Source organism: Providencia sp. PROV122, from assembly GCF_028482365.1.
Lineage (GTDB): Bacteria > Pseudomonadota > Gammaproteobacteria > Enterobacterales > Enterobacteriaceae > Providencia > Providencia stuartii.
This window is the reverse complement of record NZ_JAMPQI010000008.1, coordinates 94,288-117,014: the sequence shown is the minus strand read 5'-3', so window position 1 is coordinate 117,014 and position 22,727 is coordinate 94,288. Positions and strand designations below refer to the sequence as shown.

Sequence of the window (22,727 nt, the reverse complement as noted above, 5' to 3'; positions counted from 1 at the left end):
CTCAATCCAACAACTGACTTATGGTGTTGGCTGCCATGTATAACCACTGTCAAATCCAATTGGAATATCGAATGCCCAGAAGAGGTATAGCGTTGCGGTCAATGTGATCAACAGACCCACCGTAAACGGTATCATCATGGAGCAAAGAGTACCAATTCCTGCATTTTTGTAATATTTCTGACAATACATCAGGATCAACGGATAGAATGGGAACATGGGGGTACTGACGTTCATTGCCGAATCACTGACTCGGAAGGCCGCTTGGGTAAGTTCCGGAGAGATGCCGACCGCCATCAACATTGGCACAAGTACAGGAGCCATGATCGCCCACTTAGACGTGGCTGAGGTGATCATAATATTTAATATTGCAGTCAGTAGAATGACACCAAAAACAGTCAATCCTGAAGGCATATCAAGGGTACGCAGTAATTCCGCACCAGATAACGCTAATAATGTACCTAGATTCGAATGTTGGAACGAATATAAGAATTGCGCGGCAAAGAAAGCGAAGACAATAAAGGGGATCAGTGACTTAGTAATATTTTCCATCGCTTTCACCACATCTTTCGTAGAGGTGAAAGATTTAGTCATATAGCCGTACACGATGCCGGGCAACGCAAAGAAAATAAACAGCAGTGGCACAACGATTTGCATGATAGGCGCTTTCGGGCTAGTCAAGCTGCCATCTGGGCCACGTAATAATGAGTTTTCCGGCCATAATAAGGCAAACAGACCCGCTGCCAAAGCCAGCACGACAAGACCCGATACACGAAACGCTCTATTTTCTAATGGCGTGATCTTACCGAGATCCTGATCGGCATCGGTATCCACATCTTTGGTGGTAATTGGGCAGTTTTTATTTAACCATGGCTCAACAATTTTTTCGGTAATAAACCAGCAAGTAAAAATAACACCAAATGTGCCACCAAGGCTAAAGAAGTAATTACACAGTACGTTAACACTATAGCCAGGAGCCATCATTTGCGCAGCATCTTGTGTGAAGCTTTGCATAATAGGATCGATGATAGAAGGCGTATAACTTGCAGTAAATCCGCCCGCTAATCCTGCGAATGCAGCCGCAATACCCGCTAATGGATGGCGACCACTCGCGTAAAACATCATTGCAGCGACAGGCATCAAAATGACGTAAGCAGAGTCAGAAGCAATATGGGAAACAATCCCCACGAACACTACCGTTGGCGTCAACATTTTCGGAGTGATAAACGAGAGCATTTTTTTCAGCGCAGTATTGATAAAACCGCTGCTTTCAGCAATCCCTATCCCCAATGTTGCAACTATTGTTATTCCAAGAGGAGGGAAATTAATAAAATTTTTCACTGCCGCTGTGATGAATAATATGATTTCCTCATAGTTAAACATATTAATGACAGTGATTTTTTCTTTCGACACTGGATGGTAATAATTAAAATCTACAAATGAAAGTAAATAAGATAAAAACCAACAGATTATCAAGGCATAAATAAACAGCATTGTAACGTCAGGCATCACGTTACCGATACGTTCAACACGGTTTAAGAAGCCCTTTTTTTTAGGGAGTGTATTTGTTGTCATATTTGCAAGTACTTAAGTTATTAGAGTAATAAACTTTTACACACTAAATAACGATTTATGAAAAGTAAAATACTTTCTTTCGATTATTTAACAGGATAAACCAGTTGTGATGACTTGCATTAAGATAATTTATCATTATAAATTATCTTAATTATTTAAACTCAGCAGGAATATGCTTTTGTTAGGGATAACTTCTCAGATTTCGCAAATTAACGATTATTTTTTATTAATCAAAAGATAAGAAAAAGGAATGAATAACATTCCTTTTTTACCATTAATTTTTTTTGAAATATTCTACTCTCGTTTTAGTTTTTCGGTATTGGCGATATAAAGGGCAACCACTAAGACTAAAATTGCAGCAGAATGAAGTAGTGTTGTCAGTGGATCGCTGTGATCAACAATAATTAAACGTATTACAGCCGTAATGCCGATATAGATAAAATACCTTAATGGAAAATGGTAACCAGACAAAAAATACTTAGTAATCAGTGCAATAAACTCGAAATAGAGGAAGTAAATCACAATTCCTTCTAATAGTTCATATGCTGTTGCTTCCTTTTGCCCACTAAACATTAAGGAGGCCATGGTGTACGTTTCTTTTGCTAAAAAGAAAACCAGTACAATCGCTAATGCGATCAAGCCAATATTTAATACCCATTGCAAAACCCACGCAATATTACTGGCGTGCCGCATATTTCTCATACTATTCATTCGTTATATTCCCTAGATAGTGATGCATATTGATATGGTAAGCTTGCGTGCACTTCCCCACATCAAATGCACAGAATTAAATCGCCTTCTATAAAAGGTTATAAGTCTTTTAGGTTATTGTAATTCATATTTAGGGTATTAACATTATGGAAGCAAAATAAAATAGATTAAATTTAACTAAGCCAGCAACGGCTGGCTCTCAAACCTTTTATTTAGCCATTAGCTTCATAATATCTTGTTCTGTCAGCATGGGTGTTTTTTCAATAAAGTTGTAGTACTTAGGTTTACTCTCAACAAATATTTGCATGGCCATCTCTGCATGCTGACTTTCTTCAAATAAAGCCGCAGAAACATAGTAAGAAGACGGTGAATGCAGATGATAAAATAGATGCGTTCCGCACCGTTGGCAAAATGCGCGTTCACCCCATTGTGATGAGGCAAAACGCGTCACCGCCTCTTCCCCTTCAATAACGACATCATCATGGCAATCAACACTAAAGCCAGGGCCACCATTCCAACGTTGACACATACTGCAATGACAAACACTTATTTTATCGATAGGCTGATGGGTACTAATTTTTACAGCGCCGCAGAGGCATTGCCCTTGATACATGGTATTTCCTTTTGATGATTCACGTTAGTTTAGTGCTCACTATAAGATGAGACACGATAAAAATACAAGGTGATCATTGCTTGTCACCAATTCGGAATTGGCGACCATTAAAGCGGCGATCTGTTGTTGTTTCAGTCAGCTCTACACGCCTTACCTCGGCTTGCTCACGCATTGATTCTATATCACCAAGATCTTGCATCTTATTTTGTTTCAATGGATGTTCTATTTTCACATTAACCTGCTCGTATGAAGTGACCGTTTCTGCCGCCTCAGCAAATAATGACGCGCTGGTTAGCAATGCGATAGCAATAAATAACTTTGAAAAAAAACGTGTTCTCATTGAAATTCCCTCCTGCTCAACCTTCGTTTTAGCGCAATACCATGTCAAAAAATAGTACCGACAAGTAATCATTTGGGGAATTTTGTAAATTTTTTAATAGCAAAATATGCCTTTTCTATAAAGGCGCTGTACGGTCGCTTATCACAATAGGGAGAACGTTTTCCCCCTATTAGCGATAAGGATTTTCGAAAGGAAGTTAATTTATTCTGATGACTTTGCATTCACTTCTTTTAATAGATACCAGCAGAAATACAGCAATACGATGATCCCTACCCCAAGTAGCACCCATAACGTGATAGTCATCCAGTCAAACTCATTTATCACAAAGTCATTTGATGTTAATTGCTCTTCACCACCCAGCTCAATAATCTCTTCTGGCACATACAATTTAGGATAACGATGCATTAATTCATCGATTGTTAGTGGTTGACCAAGTAACTCTTGGTAGCTGATATTATCAATACCGGCAAGCTGGCTCCCCCAAACTAATAGATAAGGCGATGCTCCTTGTACGTTGAACATTAAATTAACGGCATCGCGTTTCCCTTCAATATATGGTGGTTTATCATCCCAGCTGCCTTTTAATGCAGTAATTCTGAGTTTTTTAACCATTAAATCATTTAATACCAACTCCGGATTGCGGATTTCTTGGCCATTTTGTATTTGGTTATAGGCCACTATATTTGTTAGTGGTAGCCATTCTTCTCCAGAAGTAGAGGTATATTCAATGTGTAAAGGCAACACGCGGTTTGCTTGCCGCAATTGGATCACAATCGCACTTAAAGGCTGTGGCGAGGGTAAACGATATATTAATTGGTTTAGTGACACCCCTTCATTATTGGTAATAAAGTGGCAGGTCTCTTGCCGCCTTGTTGAATGAACAACCATAGAGGTCCCTTGCGCCATTGTTAAATCAGGGATCTTCGTCTCTTTAGCTGCCACAATAATGACCATCAAATAAGGGGCTCTTAGCGCAACGTAATGCCCTTCTAATAACTTAATTGTATTGCTATAAATCCCCCCAGAGTTTGAATTCAAACTTATGACAGGCTGATAAGCAGAAATATTCACCCAATCCTGTTTATTATCGCTAGCATAAATAAACACTTTCCCTTGCCAATCTTGTTGATTATTCATCCACTGCAAAGAAAGTGTCTGAATCGGAAAATCTTCTTGATTATTATTTTGTCGCGTTAATAGATAAGATTGATATACCGCATCTTTGGCTTGCTGCATTGCGGGCAATTCTATGCGTGTTAGCTTACTTGGTTGCGTTTCAATCAAAAGATATTGTTGATCGTCGTGAGTTTCTTCTTTCGAATTGACTTGGTCTGCACGAATAATTAGTCGCTGCAAAGCAAAGCTAACTTGTGAGATTTTACGCCTCTCTTCTGTATCATAAAATAAAGCCGATGGAACCTCCTGACCTGTTCCATTAAACACTCTGACATCTTGTAATGTTTGAGGATATGCAGAGTTGATATAGGCTTCAGAAGGAAGCTCAAGCCAAGCAAACGAACTATTATCGCTAGAATATTTCAATTCTATGCCCTGATAAAAGTCATAGGGCGTTAATGCTTTTTGCTCTTGTGCATGCACGAAGCTAGACAATAAAAATGAAAAAGAAAGATAAACGAAAGTCAGCCACTTCCCTTTGCTTTTAGTTAGCTTCATCTTCAACCTCATTAGTTCCTTTATGTTGGGCTGTTTTTGGTGGCAGTGGTGAAAAATACCCCACCACTAAAATCAACACCGCGACAACAATAAAGCTTATTGCACGAGATAAGCCATCCTGCCCATAAATATCGACTAAGAATAATTTAGCAATAACACAAGCAAATATTCCTGCCCCCAAGAACCAGCTCATACGGTTTTGTTTAATGCTGGCAAAAATCATAAAGCCTAAAGCGACTAGTGACCAACTAATAGAGAGGACAGTTTGGACTAATCGAGAATTAAAGAGCGCATCGACATTCCAATTAATTTCAGCAAAATCGGAGATGATCCTGATGATTATGCCATTAAACCATACCCCACTCAGAACGATAGCCGAAAAGCCTAGTCCCCTAATGATCCAAAGGTCAAATTCCCTAATTTTCTTTAATTTTTGTATTAGCCCACGACGCATTAATAATAACGAAGCAATGCTAAATAAACCGGCTTCATCCAATGGGTTGATCAGTGGAACATAATTCCAGAATGTCAGTTTCCCATCTTCAAAATTAGCAATAAATGAGAGGCCGATTAAAACAACAATAACAGGTAAAAAACTATACCAATAAATTATACCGTTGCGTTTCATTGGCGGCATTTTTTGGCTTTGCAACCAATACATCACTAAAATTGTTAGGGTTATCGCCATCACATAGATAAAGTAACCAAGCTCATTCATTCCCCAAGGTAAAATGGCGACAAACCAATTCACTTGTGTCGCAATAAACGCCAAGATCAGCCAAAACGTTGCACCGTGTAATATACGTTGCAGCCAAATATTACGCGCTTTCTGAGCATGTATCACAAATAAAATCGAACTACCTAACATCACTGGCCAAATCAGAGAGCCATCTCCTCTCCCCATTGGGTTTTGGTCATTAATAAAATCCAAGGCCAGATAGTAATAGCCAATTAGCCAAATAAACGATTGGCATAACAATAAAGGCACCCAATCAGTCTTAATGGCTAACATGCGCCATAGCCAAGCGGAAATAATGACTAATGCCATGATGATGAAGCTTTCAGACTCACCGCTCCAAGATAATATGTCGGTGATAACAGGGAGCCATACAATCCAAATCATCAAGCCAAGAATTAAGAAAGCATAGCTAAGCACTTTGTAATTTTCTGATGTGCCACGTTTTACGTGAAATATCGCACCGGCACTGAAACAAGCCGCCAATAAGACAGGCACCAAATAAGTACTTGTACGGCTCCATATATTGAAGGAAAAACCAGCTAATAAGATCAAGGCACTCACTGAAATAAGCCATGGCCCAATTACGATTAGTTTTTTATTTTGCTGAGAGAAGCCATAGTACAGTAATAATAACCCTTCGACAGACCAAAGAATTGATGTCCATTCATAGGTGAGCGCCAGTGGTATTGCCAACGTAACGAACCCAATACCAATGATAATATTGCCTAATGCTAAATTTTTCCCCACCACAGCATAGCGTTTATGGATCCTTAACCCAGCGAGTAAATAAAGTAAACCGAGTAATAGTGCCGAAAATGCTGGCGCAAAGCTGATTTGCCAAGAAATTGCACACTGCATTGCCATACTAATAAAAGGTGGAACAAGCAGTAATGTATAGTCGACAACTAATTGCTTCTCGTGTGGGTAACGTAATGCAAATAATTGTGTTAACACATTAAACACAATTAAGTTAGCAATCAGAAACAGTTGGCTAGAAACATAATAGTCAATTTGATAATACTGTACTCCCCATAATAGTGCGACTGCATAGGTCATGAACATGCCAACTAAATTAAGTGGGCGCCATGCTTGCCATACACTAATCACTAAAATGGCGATTGATAACATTAAATAGTAGGAAAAGAGCAGAATATGATTTCCGCCACCAGTAGATAGCAAAATAGGCGCTAAATACCCGCCTAACGAGGCTAAAACAGCCAAACTGATCGCTCGTTGTAACAATGCAAGCAAAATACTGGCTGCACAAATCAAGATCATTGCAACGAATGCCATACTATAAGGTAGCATTGTATACAGTTTAAAAGCGGCAAAAACGGTAATGTAAAAACAGCCTATTGAGCCACCTTGTAAGATCAAGGCAAATAAAGACTTTTTATGGCGTAAATACCACCCCACACCAAGTAAAGCTAAACAAGCTACTGCACTCGCTATCAGGCGTACTTGTGGTGATAGCATGTTGTTTTGAATACTGAATTTCAGTAAATAAGCGATACCAAAAAACAGCAAAAGAATACCAATTTTTGCTAGTGGGTTCCCTTTCCAAATCCAACTAAAAAAGTGACTAAATAGAGGGACTACCTCATTATTTTGGCCACTCACTTTATTGTTTGAAGGATGACCAACGTTGTTTGAAGATTGAGCAACACGATTAACATCCACTGTTGGTTGGAATTGCCGTTGAGGTACTTCTTCTGTTACTTGGGAGTTTAAGACGGGTGGAGCCGTAGGCAAAGGCTCCAACTCATTAGAATAATGAGAGAGCTCTTCCGAGGCGCTTTGATATTGTTGTGGTTTTTCAGAGGCAACAATCGTTTCTGGAGGGCTCAGCTCCGTTTGCTGATTAATCTCCCTATCTTGATAGCGCTTTAGCGTTTGCTCTAATGATAGAATACGTTGATTTTGCTGGAATAATTGGTATTTCACTCGCTGGACAAAAACTATTGCGATAATCGCAAGTATAGGTGAAACAGCTGCTAAAATAGCAATTATTAACCCTATCAGTATCAAGCCATCCACAAATAGCTTTCCCTCATCTTTAAACCTACGATTAAAAAATTTGCAAAAAAAGCGTATTCCTCTCTTCGCCTAGTGTAGATAGCATTCTAGCTATTGCCAAGCTGCTGTAATAAATTATTACAAATTAAAGTGCTCGCTAGGTTATGCCTAAAAACGGTAACTCAAAAAGAGTTTGTCCTACAAGCCAACACGCTATTACTCTTATTAAGAGGAACCATAAAATAGCCTTTTTTGCTAATGTAATATGCTTATTGACTATTTTTTATCTCTCTTGATTCTCTGTAACTCTTTTTTTTGTTTTCATTGATGTTATTTAATAAAAACTCATCTTTTTTTCGCCTTTCTTTATAAATTTATGTTATTTATATGTTTACATTATTAAAAAATAAATACGCATTAATAATGTAAGAAAGAGTATCAATAAAAGAAGTATATACAAAATAATTTAGATTGCATATAAATAGTTTTATTTCGATACTCAAATTAGGATTAATCGATTCCATCAATCGCTGCTTAAATATGCTGGAAATATTTTTATTTCATATTATGAGGACATTATGCTGTTACATATAATAATGGCTGCACTTGGACCAATCATCCTCGGTTTAGCGGTCGGGTGGCTATCCGGGAAATATGGTTTTATAAAACGTGAGTATTCACAAGCGTTTGCAGACTTTGTGGTTAAAATTGCGCTACCTTTTGCTTTATTTCTTGCCGCTGCACAAGCGCCACCTTCCGTACTGCTAAATATTGATTATCTATTAGCGTTGGCGGTTGGTTTAATCGCTTCTTATATTATTGGCTTCGTGGTTGGTAAGTTATTCTTTCGTCATAATAAGAAAGATGCAGCAATGCAAGCCTTATCGGTTTCCTTCCCTGATATGGCTTACTGTGGACCACCTGTTTTATTAGCAACGGTCGGGTCGTCCGGTCTTATTGCGATGGTGTTGGGAAATTTAATTTATACCATTATTATTATTCCTTTTACCCTGTTGCTTATTAGTGGCAGACAACAGAATAATGGTATTTTTAAATCGATCGGCAAAGCGATTGCACAGCCATTAGTTTTCTTACCTATATTAGGGGCGCTATTAGCCATATTTGGCGTTAAATTACCTGAAATTTTGCAAAATTCGGTCAACGAATTAGGTAAAACCGCTGGTGGTGTCGCGCTGTTTTTCCTTGGCTTATTACTTTCAGGTATTAAGCTGAAAATCAGTGTTGAGATTGTGTTCAACGTCTTTGTGAAAAACTTTTTGCAAGCCGCATTAATACTAGGAACGGGTATTGCATTGGGGCTACAGGGCGATATGTTAAAATCAGCCTTTATTATCGGTATTTTACCAACAGCAACGGCGGTACCGGCACTGGCTATCAGTAATAAGGCTTACACGGACACCTCCGCTGGCACAGTTTTACTCAGTACATTAGCCTCCCTCATCTCAATTATTGGCGGTATTACTATCGTCGAAATGCTCTAACCTACTCAGCAGGCTAGCATTAGCCTGCTTTTCCTTCCTGATTTTGTTCACCGATTATTTGCCATAGAGATCACAAAAAAAGTATCATATCTATATATGATTTCTTTTCGCATTCAGGGAATAAATAATGAAAATTAGCGATGAATTAGCTTATGCAATCGCTTCCGTTACAGAGGTTGCGGCATTAGCCGCGCATAATTGGGTAGGTAAACAAGATAAAAACGCAGCAGATAAAGCCGCCGTTGAAGCCATGCGTAACCGCCTAAATGAATTAGATTTTCACGGTCAAGTCGTGATCGGTGAAGGTGAAATTGACGATGCGCCCATGCTATATATTGGGGAGCAAGTGGGTAATCCCTCAGCGAAACAGAAATTAGATATCGCTGTTGATCCTATTGATGGTACTCGTATGGTCGCCTGTAATGAGCACAATGCCATTGCGGTTTTAGCCGCAGCGCCAACGGGTACCCTGTTACAGGCTCCAGATATGTATATGGAAAAATTGGTTGTCGGTTACGAAGCCAAAGGTACAGTACATCTCAATAATCCATTAGAAAAAAATCTTGAAAACCTCTCCTCAGCACTGAATAAACCAATAGCTCATTTATCAATTGCTATGCTTGATAAGCCACGCCATCAACATATCATGCAAACAATTCGCAATTTTGGTGCGAATGTCATTGCAATCCCTGATGGCGATGTTTTAGCTTCCTTATTAGCTATCTTACCTGAGCATCCTATTGATATGATGTATGGTATTGGCGGTGCACCTGAAGGTATTATTAGTGCCGCCATTGCACGTGCTTTAGGTGGTGATATGCAAGCTCGTTTAGTCTCTCGTACTCAAGCTAAAGGAGATAATGCACAAAATAGACTCTTAGCTGAACAAGAGGCAGCGCGCTGCCGCCAAATGGGCGTGAATATTGGGGAAATTCTCACATTAGACTCAATGGTGAGTAGTAATGATGTCATGTTTGCAGCAACAGCCATTACCCCCACAGTGTTAATGGATGGCATCGCGCATCATTCCCACAGTTACACCTCGAATACGCTGCTAATTAATGGTCATAACCGTTCGTTAAAGATTATTAATAACCGACATTTCCATTAATCTCATCTGATCGAACTGGTATTAAACCTACCAGTTCTTTTTCAAAGCGCCTTTGTAAATCTACTTAGTTCGACGACATAATTGGCAATAATTTTCACCTTCACATTTTGACATTATTCTTCTAGGTTATAGAAGGATATTTTTTAATCATCTGTATCATGATCTAATAATGGAGTATTTATGAAATTGAAACTTTTTATCGCCACAGCCGTCGCTCTGTCAACCCTGTCTGCTTTTACAGCTCAAGCTAACTCAAATGCTAACGCTAGCACTACGTTTTCAGCGTCTGTCGCGAAAAAACTCAATAGCTATGAGGATATCATGGTAGGTAAAGTCTGGGTAACCACAGAAGCGCTTGATCAAGATAACAAGCAAGTTGACCCCGCCAATGAACAAGTTGCCAATTTCTTTGGACTTGCCGAATACTTTCCAGATGGCACATTTAAAATGATGACGCCAGAAGGTAAGCCAAAAATGCAGGGTGACTGGTCATTTAGTGACGATGGTAAAAGCCGCTCAATTACCGCGAAAAATGATAAAGGTGAAGTGCTATTTACCCGCGTAGTTGAAAACATCACCGTGACGCCGGAAGAATATACTTATCGTATTTATCCAACACCGGATGATAAATCAAAATACGTTGATATTGTGCATAAAGTGAAAAACTAATTGCCCCAATATGCGGTTGTTCCCTTGCATGGTATTACAACAACATATTCCTGACCCCATCATAGTAAAAAGGATGGTGACATAGTAAAAAGGCCATAGACAGCTCACCGTCTATGGCCTTTTATATAGGTTAAACTGCGTTATTTATCTTGTGCCAATGTCATACGGTTCAACATTGGAGCAGTAATCACCATCAAAATCGCAATCACACCCGTTACAATACCAATTTTCAAGAAGACATCACTGTAAACGGATAGTGATTCAAGTGAACTTGTCACCTTCCCTTCTGGTACAGCGGCCAAGGATGCTACGTAACCGGCAATAAATGCAGCAGCAGAGTTAGTTAAGAACCATGCTCCCATGATAAAGCCCATCAAACGCTGAGGAACCAATTGCGCTACCATCGCGAGGCCGAGACCTGAGATCATCAGTTCACCAATACTCTGGAAACCGTAACAAATTATGAGCCAGCCAGCAGACACTATCCCCGCCTCGTTGGCAAATTTCGCACCTAATGGCAACACCAAGAAGGCTGCCGAGCATAGCAACATACCGATAGCAAACTTGTGTGGCATCGGTAAGTGATCGCCCATTTTATTGTAGATTGCCGCCAGAATTGGGCTACCAATAATAATCCAGAATGGGTTTAATGCTTGATATTGTGCTGGTTCAACAGAGAATATTCCAAATATTTCATGCTCAACGTTGTGTAACGCAAAGAAGTTAAGCGAGGTTGGCATCTGACTGTACAGAACAAAGAAGACGATAGCTTCTAACATCAGAATAAGTGCAACAATCATGCGACGACGTGCAGAGCCATTTAGCGCTAAGGTTTCTTTAATAAAGATAACAATAATCCCTAGCGAAATGATACCCAATGCTGCACGAGCGATCTCCAAATTGTGCAGTAACCATGTAGAAATCACGATCAGAGCCACAACCCCTACAATAGTCACTAGCAATTTAGAAATCACTATTGGAGCAAAGTCAGGTTTAGAACCATGATCGGCAACCCATTTCTTACACATAAAGAAGTTAATCAATGTGATAACGAGGCCGACAACACTGAGGGAAAAGGCAATATCCCAACCATAATGTTTTGCCAACCAAGGCGTTGCTAACATCGAGAAAAGAGAGCCGATGTTAACGGACATATAGTACATGGTGAATGCACCATCCAAACGCGGGTCATCTTTTTCATAACAAGTGGATAGTAACGATGATGGGTTAGCCTTAAATAAACCATTACCAACAGCAATCGTTGCTAGCCCGATATACACCATGGAGACATCGTGCCCTGAATATGCGACGAAAGCATAACCAGCAATTAACACTAACGTACCGAGAACGATAACGCGTTTTGTGCCGAGAATTTTATCGCCTAACCATCCCCCAATAGCAACAAAGCCATAAACTAATGCAGCAAAAGCAGAAAACAAAGTAATTGACTCTGTTTCTGACATGCCCAGCACTTGGCTTAGGTAGAGAGGGAGGATCCCTTGGAGACCGTAATAACCAAAACGTTCCCAAAGTTCAATAGAAAAGATGAGATAGAACGAGCGAGGTTGCTTAAACGCGTTAAGACTGACTTCCTCTTTGTTGTTAGTTGTGGACACTAGTTACCTCTATGACAACCTGTACATAAGCAAAAAAAGCTAAATGGGGTACTGTTTATACCCTCAGCATTGTTATTGTCTCAAGAATTCCAGTTTAAAAATCCAAAGTTGTCCGGTTAAACGCGTTAAATTCACTAACTTCCCGCCGATACATTAACCTTCAAATTCGACATCACTGTGTGTAATAGGATGCTTATGAATCACAAACATAAAATTCAATGAGTTAAAGCAGATTTGATTATTTATTCAACATTGATAGTGATAAATACCGCTAGAAATGCGAAAATCAATTAAGCAATATACGCTATTTATGCACCAAAAATAAAGATTTAGCTAGTACTAATTACCCCATAAATAGTTCGATATCGTGAATAAGGTCACTTTTATAGCTAATTTACACAGTTAATACTGGATATTAATTAACCAATTGATACGTGAATGTTAAGCATTTTGTGCTAATTTTAAAACTAAGATAATTAAATTTACCTTAAGCTCATTTCAATTAATAACCTTATATCTTTCCCTCGGTGGATTGTTATATGACAGTGCCGTCCGACTAAAAAATCTATTATTGGATACTCTATTTGGGATGGGTTGTTTGATATTTAATCACGCCGATGGGAGTCGTATGGAACCACACTCCATCTATCTATTCACAGAACTAATCAGGTGGGATTTGAAGGAAGTTAGATAAAAAAAAGCCCAGCAAATCGGCTGGGCATAATGCATTCTACTTAAGGATCTTAGTTACTTCGAGTAAAACTACCATTTCATAGCTGCATTATTGCATTACTTCATGTAAAGAAATGAATGTTGAGGGTAAATATATGAATGTTTACGCAAGCAAACAGAATATACTTATTACTAAGACCACCAGCTCATACAAAAGGTTCATAATTTTTTATTTTTTTATCACCAGAAATTCCTTTTGCAGCACAAATAGCTATTTTGCGATAACCACCTGAAAGAGATTGTTTATTGCGCTAGGGAAAACAGCGAGTTAACCTTATGGTAGATACGTTAATAAAAGGATCTTCAGTGAAAAAATTTTTGTTGTCACTGTTCGTTATTTGCAGTGCCTTTGCGCTTAACAGTTATGCAGCACCTTTGTCTCCCCCTCAAGACAAACAACTGTTGCTCAAAAGTGCGCAGGACGGACAAGCCGAAGCTCAGTTTAACCTTGCTATGCTGCTTCAATCCGAAAAACAGTTAACGGAGGCCGCTAAGTGGTATCGTTTGTCGGCTCAGCAAGGGTTTACAAAAGCGCAAATTAACCTTGCGTTGCTGTATCAACAAGGCAATGGTGTCGATAAGAGCCCAGAACAAATGCTGTTTTGGATGAAAAAAGCGGCTGAAGCAGGCGACCCTCTAGGCCAATTAAATATGGCTGAATATACTCTGAGCGGCGTTGATAAATTATTGCCTAAAAATAAACAACAAGCCGAAGCTTGGTTGGTTAAGGCGGCAGCACAACATTTTCAACCCGCAGAATTAATGCTAGCTTACTGGTATGAAAAAGGCATTGCCGTTACTGAAGACCCCCAAAAAGCACAACAAATCTACCAGTCGCTAGCAAAGCAAAATAATCCCCAAGCTCTTTATTTATTGGGTTATCAAGCCGCCACTGGCATGTATGATAAAGCCGATTATCAGCAAGCCTATCAATACTTTTCACGCTCAGCTCAACTGGGCTTTTCACCCGCACAAAATAGCTTAGGTATGCTCTATTTGCATGGTCAGGGGGTGAAAAAAGAGGTGAAATCCGCGATTAAATGGCTAACACTGGCCTCCGAACAAGGTGAAATTTCTGCTCAATTTAATTTAGCATTAATTTATGCGAGGGGTGATGGTGTGCCTGCTGACCAAGCAAAAGCCTGTCACTGGTTTATTCGCGCAGCCCAACACGGTAATAATGACGCACAATATGCCACGGGAGCATGCTACCAATACGGTATGGGCGTCAAACAGGATGATAGAAAAGCACTTTACTGGTATAAGCTCGCCGCCTCTCAGGGAAATGAAAGAGCAGAAAAGAAAGTGTTGATCCTCGAAAATAACCTTAAAAAATAATCCTGCTTGTCTGCATAAAAACGGTTTGCTGTTTGTTTATGCAGACTTCATGATGTTATTAACCGCTATTTTTGAACGGCACGGTAGATTCGTTGAGGCCGCCCTACTTTGCCGTACTCAATTTCCGCTTCGATTTTATGTTGAGCTAAGCAGTACTCTAAATAACGGCGTGCCGTTGTACGGCTCAGTTTAATTGTTTCTGCAATTGTCTCGGCGGTATATTCCGCATCGGGTTGTGCAAAAAGTGAGAGCACTTTTTCGAGTGTCAACGCATCAATGCCTGTTGGTAGTTCCTCTTTGGCCTCCCCCCGTGCATAAGTATTAAACATATCGTCGATTTGGCTTTGATTCGTTTTGCTCCCTGCCTGTAACACTGATTTACGTTGAATATAGCGGTCGAGTGTTTGCCCTAAGCGCTCATAAGCAATAGGCTTCACCAAATAATCGAACACACCTAAGCGGATAGCTTCTGAGACAGTTTCCATATCGCTCGCCGCCGTGGTAAATACGATATCGGCATTGTTTCTTTCTTGGATCAATTCATGAACCAGATCAATGCCTTTACCGTCAGGCAAATAGTTATCGAGTAAGATGAGATCAGGCTTCATATATTCAATCATTTTTCTGGCCTGAGCCAAATCACCTGCAACCCAAACTTTATCGCAAGCGGGATAGGATTTTATATACTCACCGTGCATTTCTGCTAATAAGAGTTCATCTTCCACAATGAGGATTTTTATCTTAATCATTTTGCATCTTCACTTTCGGAATAAAAATTGAGAATAGAGTACCATGTGGTTGATTATCTTCAATTATAACCACACCATCACACCTTTTGACATACGAAGCCACAAGATACAAGCCAATGCCATGCCCATCGACTGACTCCGTTTTTGTTGTCATACCTCTTTCAAACCACCTCTCTTTCATTTCAGCAGGGAAACCACAGCCCTGATCCGCGACTTCGATCACAAACTCGCTCCCTTCATCAGAAAGGTACAACTCAACCTGCTTATTACCCTCATTATTTTTCAAGCTTGCTTCAAACGCATTGTCCAGAAGATTCCCCAAAATGGCACAAAATTCTGTACTGCTAAGTAACGGCGGTAACGAACTCAATTGGCACCCTTCTATAAATACCAATTGCACCCCAAGCTCTCTGGCACGGTGATATTTACCAAACAGTAACCCAGCGACTTGCTTATCGGCAAATTGCTTGCGTAATGAATCAATCAACTGCTGTTGTGACTCAGATTCCCCTTTGATCATCGCTAGTGCTTGATCATATTCCTTCATTTGTAGAAGGCCGCTCAGCGTTGACATCCAATTAAGGTGTTCATGACGCAAAGAGCGCAAATTCTCAACGTATTGACGTACTTGTGTCAATTGGGAATTGAGAGATTCAATATCATTTTGGCTACGAAAGCTAATGACCGCGCCAATTAAGTGATTTTCATCGTGTAATGCAATGCGGTTTGCAATCACATTTAACCCATTGAAGGAACATATGACATCATGTTGTGTGGTAGAGATATCATTAATAAAAAATGTTGCCGGCGTCACTAACTCACTGATAGCGCGCCCAACCAAATGGTTAGATGGTTCACTTAGGGAGAGCATTTTGCGTGCGTTGTGATTGATATTAATGATGCGCCCTTCACAATCAACGGCAATCACCCCTTCGAAAACGGCTTCAAAGATCCCTTTTTGCATAACCACCATTTGCGCGATCTGCTCAGGCTCCATCCCCAGCATTTGCCGTTGGATCAACCGAGTAAAAGCCCATGACAAAAAAAGCAAGATGACCAAAACCCCAAAAAAGGTGGCACCCGTTTGTACAAATAATTCACTACGGGAAGTTTCAATTTTATTGGTGAGGTACCCGATAGACACCACCCCAATCACCTTATTATTTTCATCAAATATCGGCGTTTTTGCGCGTACAGCATTCCCTATAGACCCTTCACCGTCAATAAAATAGCTTTCACCTCGTTCCAATGCACCGGGTTTATTCCACTGCATTTTAAAGCCAACCTTTTCTTGGTTTGGGTGATATAAGCGCATCGAATTTTCATCCCCTATCACCACATAATCATAATCTGAATCTTGATTTAGTTGATCTGCAATCACTTTGAGGCTTTGAATGTCTTTGGTTTTGACGGATTGGACGATACCTTCCATCGATGCAATCAGCTTCGCCTGGCTCATGGCAAGAGAGCGAATATTGGCCATTAAACGGTTTTCTGCCGTGTCGGTGAAATACTTGCCTAGGCTAAAAGTCAATACGACAGAAACGAGTAATAGCAAAAAGAACACCCGTACTGAAAAGGATATCGATTTATTTTTTCTAAATAGAGAACGTTGATGCTCTTTTGCCATGAGATACCCTATGTTACCTACTGAAAAGTAAAAATATTGTTACACGAAAAGCAAGCCAATAACACACACTAGACTCGATTTAGCGAGCAAATAAACACCATATTAATAATTAAATCCATTAAAACCAAGCAATAAAAAACATATCCCATAATAAAGTGCATAAAAACCATTAAACAAATACAAACTCCTTTTAGAAACATGAAACAGGTCAAATATAATAATGCTATAAGCATTAATATTAATATCGAAAAGGATAATTAAATAAAAAGCTAATGAGTTATTTATTAAATTAATATTAAGAGTTTTATTTAATTAACTTTAACATTAGTAACAACTTAAAAACATCTCTATATGAGATGCAGGATACTAATATGTTCGAAAACATAACGTTTCACCAAGTAAAACGTCATGAGAACAGGAAACTAGCTGAAATTGCTCAGTTTTTAAAAGAGAACGACCTCGATATTGATTCAAGCATTGACGTTTTTATTACAATTACGCGCAATGATAAATTAATTGCATGTGGTGGCCTCGCTAAAAATGTTATTAAATGTGTGGCTATCAGTGATCATGTTCGTGGTGAAGGTCTTGCATTAAAATTAGCCACTGAATTAGTTAACCTTGCCTACGAAAATAATACAACCCATCTCTTCATTTATACTAAAACTCAAAACGAAAGTTTATTTCAACAATGTGGATTCCATACTTTGGCTACTGTGCCAAATATCATGGTATTAATGGAAAATAGTTGTTGTTACTTAAAACGCTATATTAAAAACTTAAAAAACTACCGTAAAGAAGGCAAAAAAATAGGTGCTATCGTGATGAATGCCAATCCATTCACTCTGGGTCACCGCTATTTAATCGAAAAAGCCGCTCAGTCTTGTGATTGGCTACATTTATTTGTCGTCAAAGAAGATACCTCACGGTTCCCTTATAGCGTTCGCTTAGCACTGATTGAAGCTGGCACCAAAGGAATTGAAAATCTCACTATCCACAAAGGCTCTGAATACATCATCTCAAGAGCGACTTTTCCCTGCTATTTCATCAAGGACAAAGCCGTTGTTGATAATTGTTATACCGAAATCGATATCAAAATTTTCCGTCAATATATTGCACCAGCACTGGGGATCACACACCGTTTTGTGGGCACTGAGCCTTTTTGCAAAGTCACTAATCAATATAACGAAGACATGCGCTATTGGCTCGAAACTCGCACGCTTAGTTATCCACCTATTGAGCTGGTTGAATTTCCGCGAATGGTCTATGACGGCACGGCGGTATCCGCCTCACAAGTTCGTAGACTGCTTGCTAAAAAAGATCTTGCGGCGATCAAGCCGATTGTTCCCGAGGCAACCTATCGCTATTTAGAGGATATGTTAGCTTCCCGTTCAACATCGGCCCCTCACCGTATCGAAAATTCTGAATTAGTCACAGGTGAACTATGAAAATACTCCACGCAGCGGTTGCAGGCACGCTTGAATCAAGCGATGTCATGGTACGAATAGAACCCTTAGAAGACACGCAGGAAGTTTCAATACAAATCAGCAGTAGTGTTGAGAAACAGTTTGGTGATGCGATTGAAAAAATTGTCCTTGAATTGATTGAACAACATGAAATTGAAGGCGCTCAAATCATTATTGATGATAAGGGTGCCCTTGAATGTGTTCTTAGAGCGCGCCTAGAAGCCTTGCTTGCAAGAGCATGTGATATCACTGCATTGCCTTGGGAGGACAAATAATGACACCGGAAAGAAAAACTCGGACGCGTAGAAGCATGCTGTTTGTCCCGGGCTCTAATGCCGCAATGCTGAGTAACTCATTTATTTACAAAGCTGATGCGTTGATGTTCGACCTTGAAGACTCCGTCGCCTTGCGCGAAAAAGATACGGCTCGTCGTTTGGTCTATCATGCGCTACAACACCCTTTATATCAGGATGTTGAAACCATTGTTCGTGTCAATGCACTGGATTCCGCTTTCGGCGTCGCAGACTTAGAAGCCGTTGTTCGCGGTGGTGCTGATATTGTGCGTTTACCCAAGACAGATACAGCACAAGATGTTATTGATATCGAAAATGAAATTTTACGTATTGAGAAAAGCTGTGGTCGCGAACCTGGTAGCACCGGTTTGCTTGCTGCTATTGAATCACCGATGGGGATCACACAGGCAGTCAACATTGCTCACTCATCACCCCGACTTATTGGCATCGCATTAGGTGCCGAGGACTATGTCCGCAATTTGCGTACCGAGCGGTCTCCAGACGGTATTGAACTCCTCTATGCTCGGTGCGCCATTTTACAAGCTGCACGCTCAGCCGGTATTCAAGCATTTGATACCGTGTACTCTGACGCCAATAATGAAGAAGGTTTCTTAAAAGAAGCCGCACACATTAAGCAACTTGGTTTTGATGGCAAATCCTTAATTAATCCTCGTCAAATCGAACTCCTTCATAACCTTTATGCGCCGACACAAAAAGAAGTGGATCACGCCCAACGCGTTGTTGATGCCGCCAATGCCGCGGAACAAGAAGGCCGTGGTGTGGTTTCACTGAACGGAAAAATGGTTGATGGCCCTGTCATTGACCGAGCACGCTTAGTGCTTTCACGAGCGGCATTATCAGGTATTCGAGAAGAGTGAGGCATTGAAAATGACAACGATAACACAGCGCCAGGCACGCGTATCAGCCTATTTTGACCATATAACTGACGATGCCCCTCGTCAATTTAAAGATATTGGCAAAGTACAACAACAAGTTCAAAAACCCCGCAATCGCAAACTGTGTGATGATTTGCAAGTCGCCATCCGCCGTTCAGGTTTAAAAGATGGCATGACCATTTCATTCCACCATGCTTTTCGTGGCGGCGATTTGACCATCAACCTTGTCATGCAAGTGATTGCAGAGATGGGATTCCGTAATCTCACTCTGGCTTCTAGCTCGTTGAGTGCTTGCCATTCCCCATTAGTAGAACATATTCGCCATGGTGTTATCCGCAAAATTTACACATCCGGTATTCGTGGGCCATTAGCAGAAGCCATTTCCCGTGGTGAATTAGCTGAACCAGTACAGATTCACTCGCATGGTGGGCGAGCTAACCTGATCCATAGCGGCGAACTGAATATCGATGTGGCTTTTATTGGTGTTCCATCTTGTGATGAATACGGTAATGCCAATGGCTATACCGGTGAAGCTTGTTGCGGTTCATTAGGTTATGCAAAAATTGATGCCGAAACGGCAAATAAAGTCGTGATGCTAACCGAAGAGTTACTCCCTTATCCACATAACCCTGCTAGCATCAAACAAGATGAAGTCGATTATATCGTCAAAGTAGCGCGTGTGGGGGATGCCGACAAAATCGGTGCCGATGCAACTCGAATGACCTCTAATCCGCGTGAATTACTGATTGCGCGAACAGCCGCAGACGTCATCGAAAAATCAGGCTATTTTAAAGAAGGTTTTTCACTACAAACGGGGACTGGCGGTGCTTCACTTGCCGTCACTCGTTTCCTTGAAGACAAAATGCGTCGCCATAACATCTGTGCAGGTTTTGCATTAGGGGGTATCACATCCACGATTGTTGATCTGCATGAAAAAGGCTTTATTCGCAAATTAATTGATGTGCAGAGTTTTGACCGTGCTGCGGCAATGTCACTCGCCCGCAACCCGAATCACATCGAAATCAGCGCCAATCAATACGCTTGCTTTGACTCAAAAGGGGCCTCTGTTGATATGCTTGACGTTGTTGTACTCAGCGCCCTCGAAATTGATACACGCTTTAATGTCAACGTGTTAACTGGCTCAGATGGCGTGATCCGCGGTGCATCTGGCGGACACAGTGATACCGCGGTTGCATCAAAACTGTCAATCATTGTTGCACCTTTAGTACGTGGTCGCATTCCAACTTTAGTCGATGAAGTGATCACTTGTGTTACCCCCGGCTCTAGCGTCGATATTCTCGTCACTGACCATGGTATTGCCGTCAACCCTGCCCGTCCTGAGCTAAAACAGCAATTGGAAAGTCAGGGCATAAAAACGGTCTCCATTGATTGGTTACGCGAACGAGCTGAACTGTTAACGGGTAAACCTAATCCAATTGAATTTACAGACAAAGTCGTGGCAGTAGTTCGTTATCGCGATGGCTCTGTAATTGATGTCGTGCATCAGGTTAAGGAGTAACACCATGTTTTACCCACTGCCTGATACGATAGAGCAACCTGAAATTTCTTTATCTGAATTGTTGGCAAGCCGTGATGTTCGTCAGGCTCGGCAACAACAATGGATTGGTCTCCATCAGGTAACCCTGATTTCGTTTACTGTCGTTTTTCCTGGACCTGTTAAAGATAATCATCTTGTCAGGCAAATCTTTAATCAGGGATTAAATGCGCTTAAACAGGTGGCTCAATGCAGGCAGTGGGTACTTTTAGCACAACAATCTTTCGCTTTACCAACAGGCCCTGAATGTTTCGTGGCAGTCGATGCCGATGCCATTGAGGTTAAAACTGCCTTAATTGAAGCAGAAGAGTTATCAGCGGTCGGTCGCCTGTGGGATTTTGATGTCTTTGATGCACAAGGACGGCAATATTCGCGCTCTGAGCTGCAACTTCCTCCTAGACTCTGCTTAATCTGCGAAAAAGAAGCTAAGATCTGTGCGCGAGAGCGTGCTCATTCATTAAGTGAAATTATTCATCAGATAGAGGTGCTAGCCAATGCGTCCAATCACGATTGAGCAAACAGAGCAACTCACACAAGAGATCGTGCACTACTACAGCCAACTCGGCTGGCAAGCCATGATGGCAGAAGTCAATTTAACCCCCAAACCAGGGTTAGTTGATAAATTCAATACTGGCGCTCATAAAGACATGGCGCTGACCGATTTTCATCTTAGTGCTCATGCTATTGCACAACATTTTCCTGACTTTTTACTGGCAGGCGCCAAATATAAGCAGTACCCCATCGAGCAAGTTTTGACGCTTATTCGCCCTATTGGTATAGCTTGTGAAAAGTCGATGTTCCAATCCACCAAAGGGGTTAATACCCATAAAGGATCAATATTTTCTCTTGGATTACTACTAACCGTTATTGGTCGCCAATTAGCACTGCATGAACCCGTTTCAGCCATGAGTATCAGTAATGGGGTATCACAAATGTGCCGAGGCATTACCGCGGAACTAAAACATAAAACGATCCGTCCTACAGCAGGCCAGCGGTTATATCAATCTTTCGGTTTGACAGGCGCGCGCGGTGAAGCTGAAAGTGGTTATCAATTAGTCGTCAATTTATCGCTCCCCTACTATTTAAAACAACTTGTTGAAGGTAAACCACAAGAACTCGCATTACTTGAAACGTTAATCCTATTAATGGCGAACAATGATGATACCAATGTTGCCAATCGTGGTGGATTGGAAGGGTTAGCATGGTTAAAAACACAAGCGCAAACTTTACTCGACCAAGGTGGATTAACAACCTCTGCTGATTTAGAAAAAATTAAATCATTCGATAATCAATGTATCGCAAAAAATTTAAGTCCTGGAGGAAGTGCTGATTTACTTATTTTAACGTGGTTTTTATCTCGGTTACCTTATTCAAAAGACAGGATCCATTTTACTCATTAATAAAAAAATAAATTTAAATCAACATAGGAAAATTAAAAATCATTTTAATAAAGATATGTTAATTAAATATTGATTATTAGTTTAACGAATTTATAACTTATTTGG

At 40.4% G+C, this 22,727-nt stretch carries 19 protein-coding genes; 10 read left to right on the top strand and 9 right to left on the bottom strand.

The features are described from left to right. Positions 1–18 precede the first annotated feature (18 nt). From PSE69_RS07210 to PSE69_RS07185, 6 genes are all read right to left on the bottom strand, one after another. The gene (locus PSE69_RS07210; RefSeq protein ID WP_014658104.1) at positions 19–1,572 is read right to left on the bottom strand and encodes an AbgT family transporter; all 1,554 of its coding nucleotides are present in this window, start codon (positions 1,570–1,572) and stop codon (positions 19–21) included. A gap of 294 nt (positions 1,573–1,866) precedes the next feature. Next, the gene (gene psiE, locus PSE69_RS07205) at positions 1,867–2,283 is read right to left on the bottom strand and encodes a phosphate-starvation-inducible protein PsiE (RefSeq protein WP_014658103.1); all 417 of its coding nucleotides are present in this window, start codon (positions 2,281–2,283) and stop codon (positions 1,867–1,869) included. Between the two features lie 208 nt (positions 2,284–2,491). Further along, the gene (locus PSE69_RS07200) at positions 2,492–2,896 is read right to left on the bottom strand and encodes a GFA family protein (RefSeq protein ID WP_060561340.1); all 405 of its coding nucleotides are present in this window, start codon (positions 2,894–2,896) and stop codon (positions 2,492–2,494) included. Between the two features lie 73 nt (positions 2,897–2,969). Next, positions 2,970–3,236 carry a hypothetical protein gene (locus PSE69_RS07195; protein WP_014658102.1) on the bottom strand — a complete coding sequence of 89 codons (267 nt, stop codon included), beginning with the start codon at positions 3,234–3,236 and terminating at the stop codon, positions 2,970–2,972. 201 nt (positions 3,237–3,437) lie between these two features. Continuing rightward, positions 3,438–4,910 (bottom strand): DUF3999 family protein, encoded by a 1,473-nt coding sequence (locus tag PSE69_RS07190; RefSeq protein WP_121875087.1) that lies wholly within the window; start codon positions 4,908–4,910, stop codon positions 3,438–3,440. Then, entirely contained in the window at positions 4,897–7,686 is a 2,790-nt protein-coding gene (locus tag PSE69_RS07185) for a DUF2339 domain-containing protein (protein WP_014658101.1), read from the bottom strand. The genes PSE69_RS07190 and PSE69_RS07185 overlap by 14 nt, the downstream gene beginning before the upstream one ends. Before the next feature lie 557 nt (positions 7,687–8,243). On the opposite strand from PSE69_RS07185, the gene PSE69_RS07180 reads away from it, so the two are divergent. The 3 genes from PSE69_RS07180 to PSE69_RS07170 all read left to right on the top strand — a co-directional run bounded on the left by PSE69_RS07180 (position 8,244) and on the right by PSE69_RS07170 (position 10,947). Continuing rightward, positions 8,244–9,167, top strand: coding sequence for an AEC family transporter (locus PSE69_RS07180; protein WP_040133024.1), 924 nt, complete (start codon positions 8,244–8,246; stop codon positions 9,165–9,167). Positions 9,168–9,294: 127 nt separating this feature from the next. Next, positions 9,295–10,278, top strand: a complete 984-nt coding sequence (gene glpX, locus PSE69_RS07175; RefSeq protein ID WP_004918770.1) for a class II fructose-bisphosphatase — start codon at positions 9,295–9,297, stop codon at positions 10,276–10,278. Between the two features lie 180 nt (positions 10,279–10,458). Further along, positions 10,459–10,947: a DUF4822 domain-containing protein gene (locus tag PSE69_RS07170; protein WP_014658099.1), complete on the top strand. Its 489-nt coding sequence runs from the start codon at positions 10,459–10,461 to the stop codon at positions 10,945–10,947. 140 nt (positions 10,948–11,087) lie between these two features. Here the strand turns inward: PSE69_RS07170 and dtpA are convergent, their stop codons facing one another. After that, positions 11,088–12,563 (bottom strand): dipeptide/tripeptide permease DtpA, encoded by a 1,476-nt coding sequence (dtpA, locus tag PSE69_RS07165; protein ID WP_004918766.1) that lies wholly within the window; start codon positions 12,561–12,563, stop codon positions 11,088–11,090. Between the two features lie 1,038 nt (positions 12,564–13,601). Between dtpA and PSE69_RS07160 the strand changes: the two genes are divergently transcribed. After that, positions 13,602–14,633, top strand: a complete 1,032-nt coding sequence (locus PSE69_RS07160; RefSeq protein WP_040133023.1) for an SEL1-like repeat protein — start codon at positions 13,602–13,604, stop codon at positions 14,631–14,633. A 65-nt stretch (positions 14,634–14,698) separates the two neighbouring features. Here the strand turns inward: PSE69_RS07160 and dpiA are convergent, their stop codons facing one another. Next, positions 14,699–15,382, bottom strand: a complete 684-nt coding sequence (gene dpiA / locus PSE69_RS07155; protein WP_004918761.1) for a two-component response regulator DpiA — start codon at positions 15,380–15,382, stop codon at positions 14,699–14,701. Continuing rightward, the gene (gene dpiB / locus PSE69_RS07150) at positions 15,375–17,012 is read right to left on the bottom strand and encodes a sensor histidine kinase DpiB (RefSeq protein WP_014658097.1); all 1,638 of its coding nucleotides are present in this window, start codon (positions 17,010–17,012) and stop codon (positions 15,375–15,377) included. The genes dpiA and dpiB overlap by 8 nt, the downstream gene beginning before the upstream one ends. Positions 17,013–17,383: 371 nt before the next feature. On the opposite strand from dpiB, the gene citC reads away from it, so the two are divergent. From citC to citG, 6 genes are read left to right on the top strand one after another with little or no spacing between them, the layout of a single operon-like run. Next, positions 17,384–18,460, top strand: a complete 1,077-nt coding sequence (gene citC, locus PSE69_RS07145) for a [citrate (pro-3S)-lyase] ligase (protein WP_036943776.1) — start codon at positions 17,384–17,386, stop codon at positions 18,458–18,460. Continuing rightward, complete coding sequence (gene citD, locus PSE69_RS07140) at positions 18,457–18,753, top strand: citrate lyase acyl carrier protein (RefSeq protein ID WP_004918755.1); 297 nt, start codon at positions 18,457–18,459, stop codon at positions 18,751–18,753. Before citC ends, citD begins: the two co-directional genes overlap by 4 nt. After that, entirely contained in the window at positions 18,753–19,649 is an 897-nt protein-coding gene (gene citE / locus PSE69_RS07135) for a citrate (pro-3S)-lyase subunit beta (protein ID WP_004918754.1), read from the top strand. The genes citD and citE overlap by 1 nt, the downstream gene beginning before the upstream one ends. Positions 19,650–19,659: 10 nt before the next feature. Then, the gene (gene citF / locus PSE69_RS07130) at positions 19,660–21,186 is read left to right on the top strand and encodes a citrate lyase subunit alpha (protein ID WP_004918753.1); all 1,527 of its coding nucleotides are present in this window, start codon (positions 19,660–19,662) and stop codon (positions 21,184–21,186) included. 4 nt (positions 21,187–21,190) lie between these two features. Then, positions 21,191–21,736, top strand: a complete 546-nt coding sequence (gene citX / locus PSE69_RS07125; protein WP_272675194.1) for a citrate lyase holo-[acyl-carrier protein] synthase — start codon at positions 21,191–21,193, stop codon at positions 21,734–21,736. Further along, on the top strand, positions 21,717–22,622 hold the full coding sequence (citG, locus tag PSE69_RS07120; RefSeq protein ID WP_040133022.1) for a triphosphoribosyl-dephospho-CoA synthase CitG: 906 nt from the start codon (positions 21,717–21,719) through the stop codon (positions 22,620–22,622). Before citX ends, citG begins: the two co-directional genes overlap by 20 nt. Positions 22,623–22,727 lie beyond the last annotated feature (105 nt).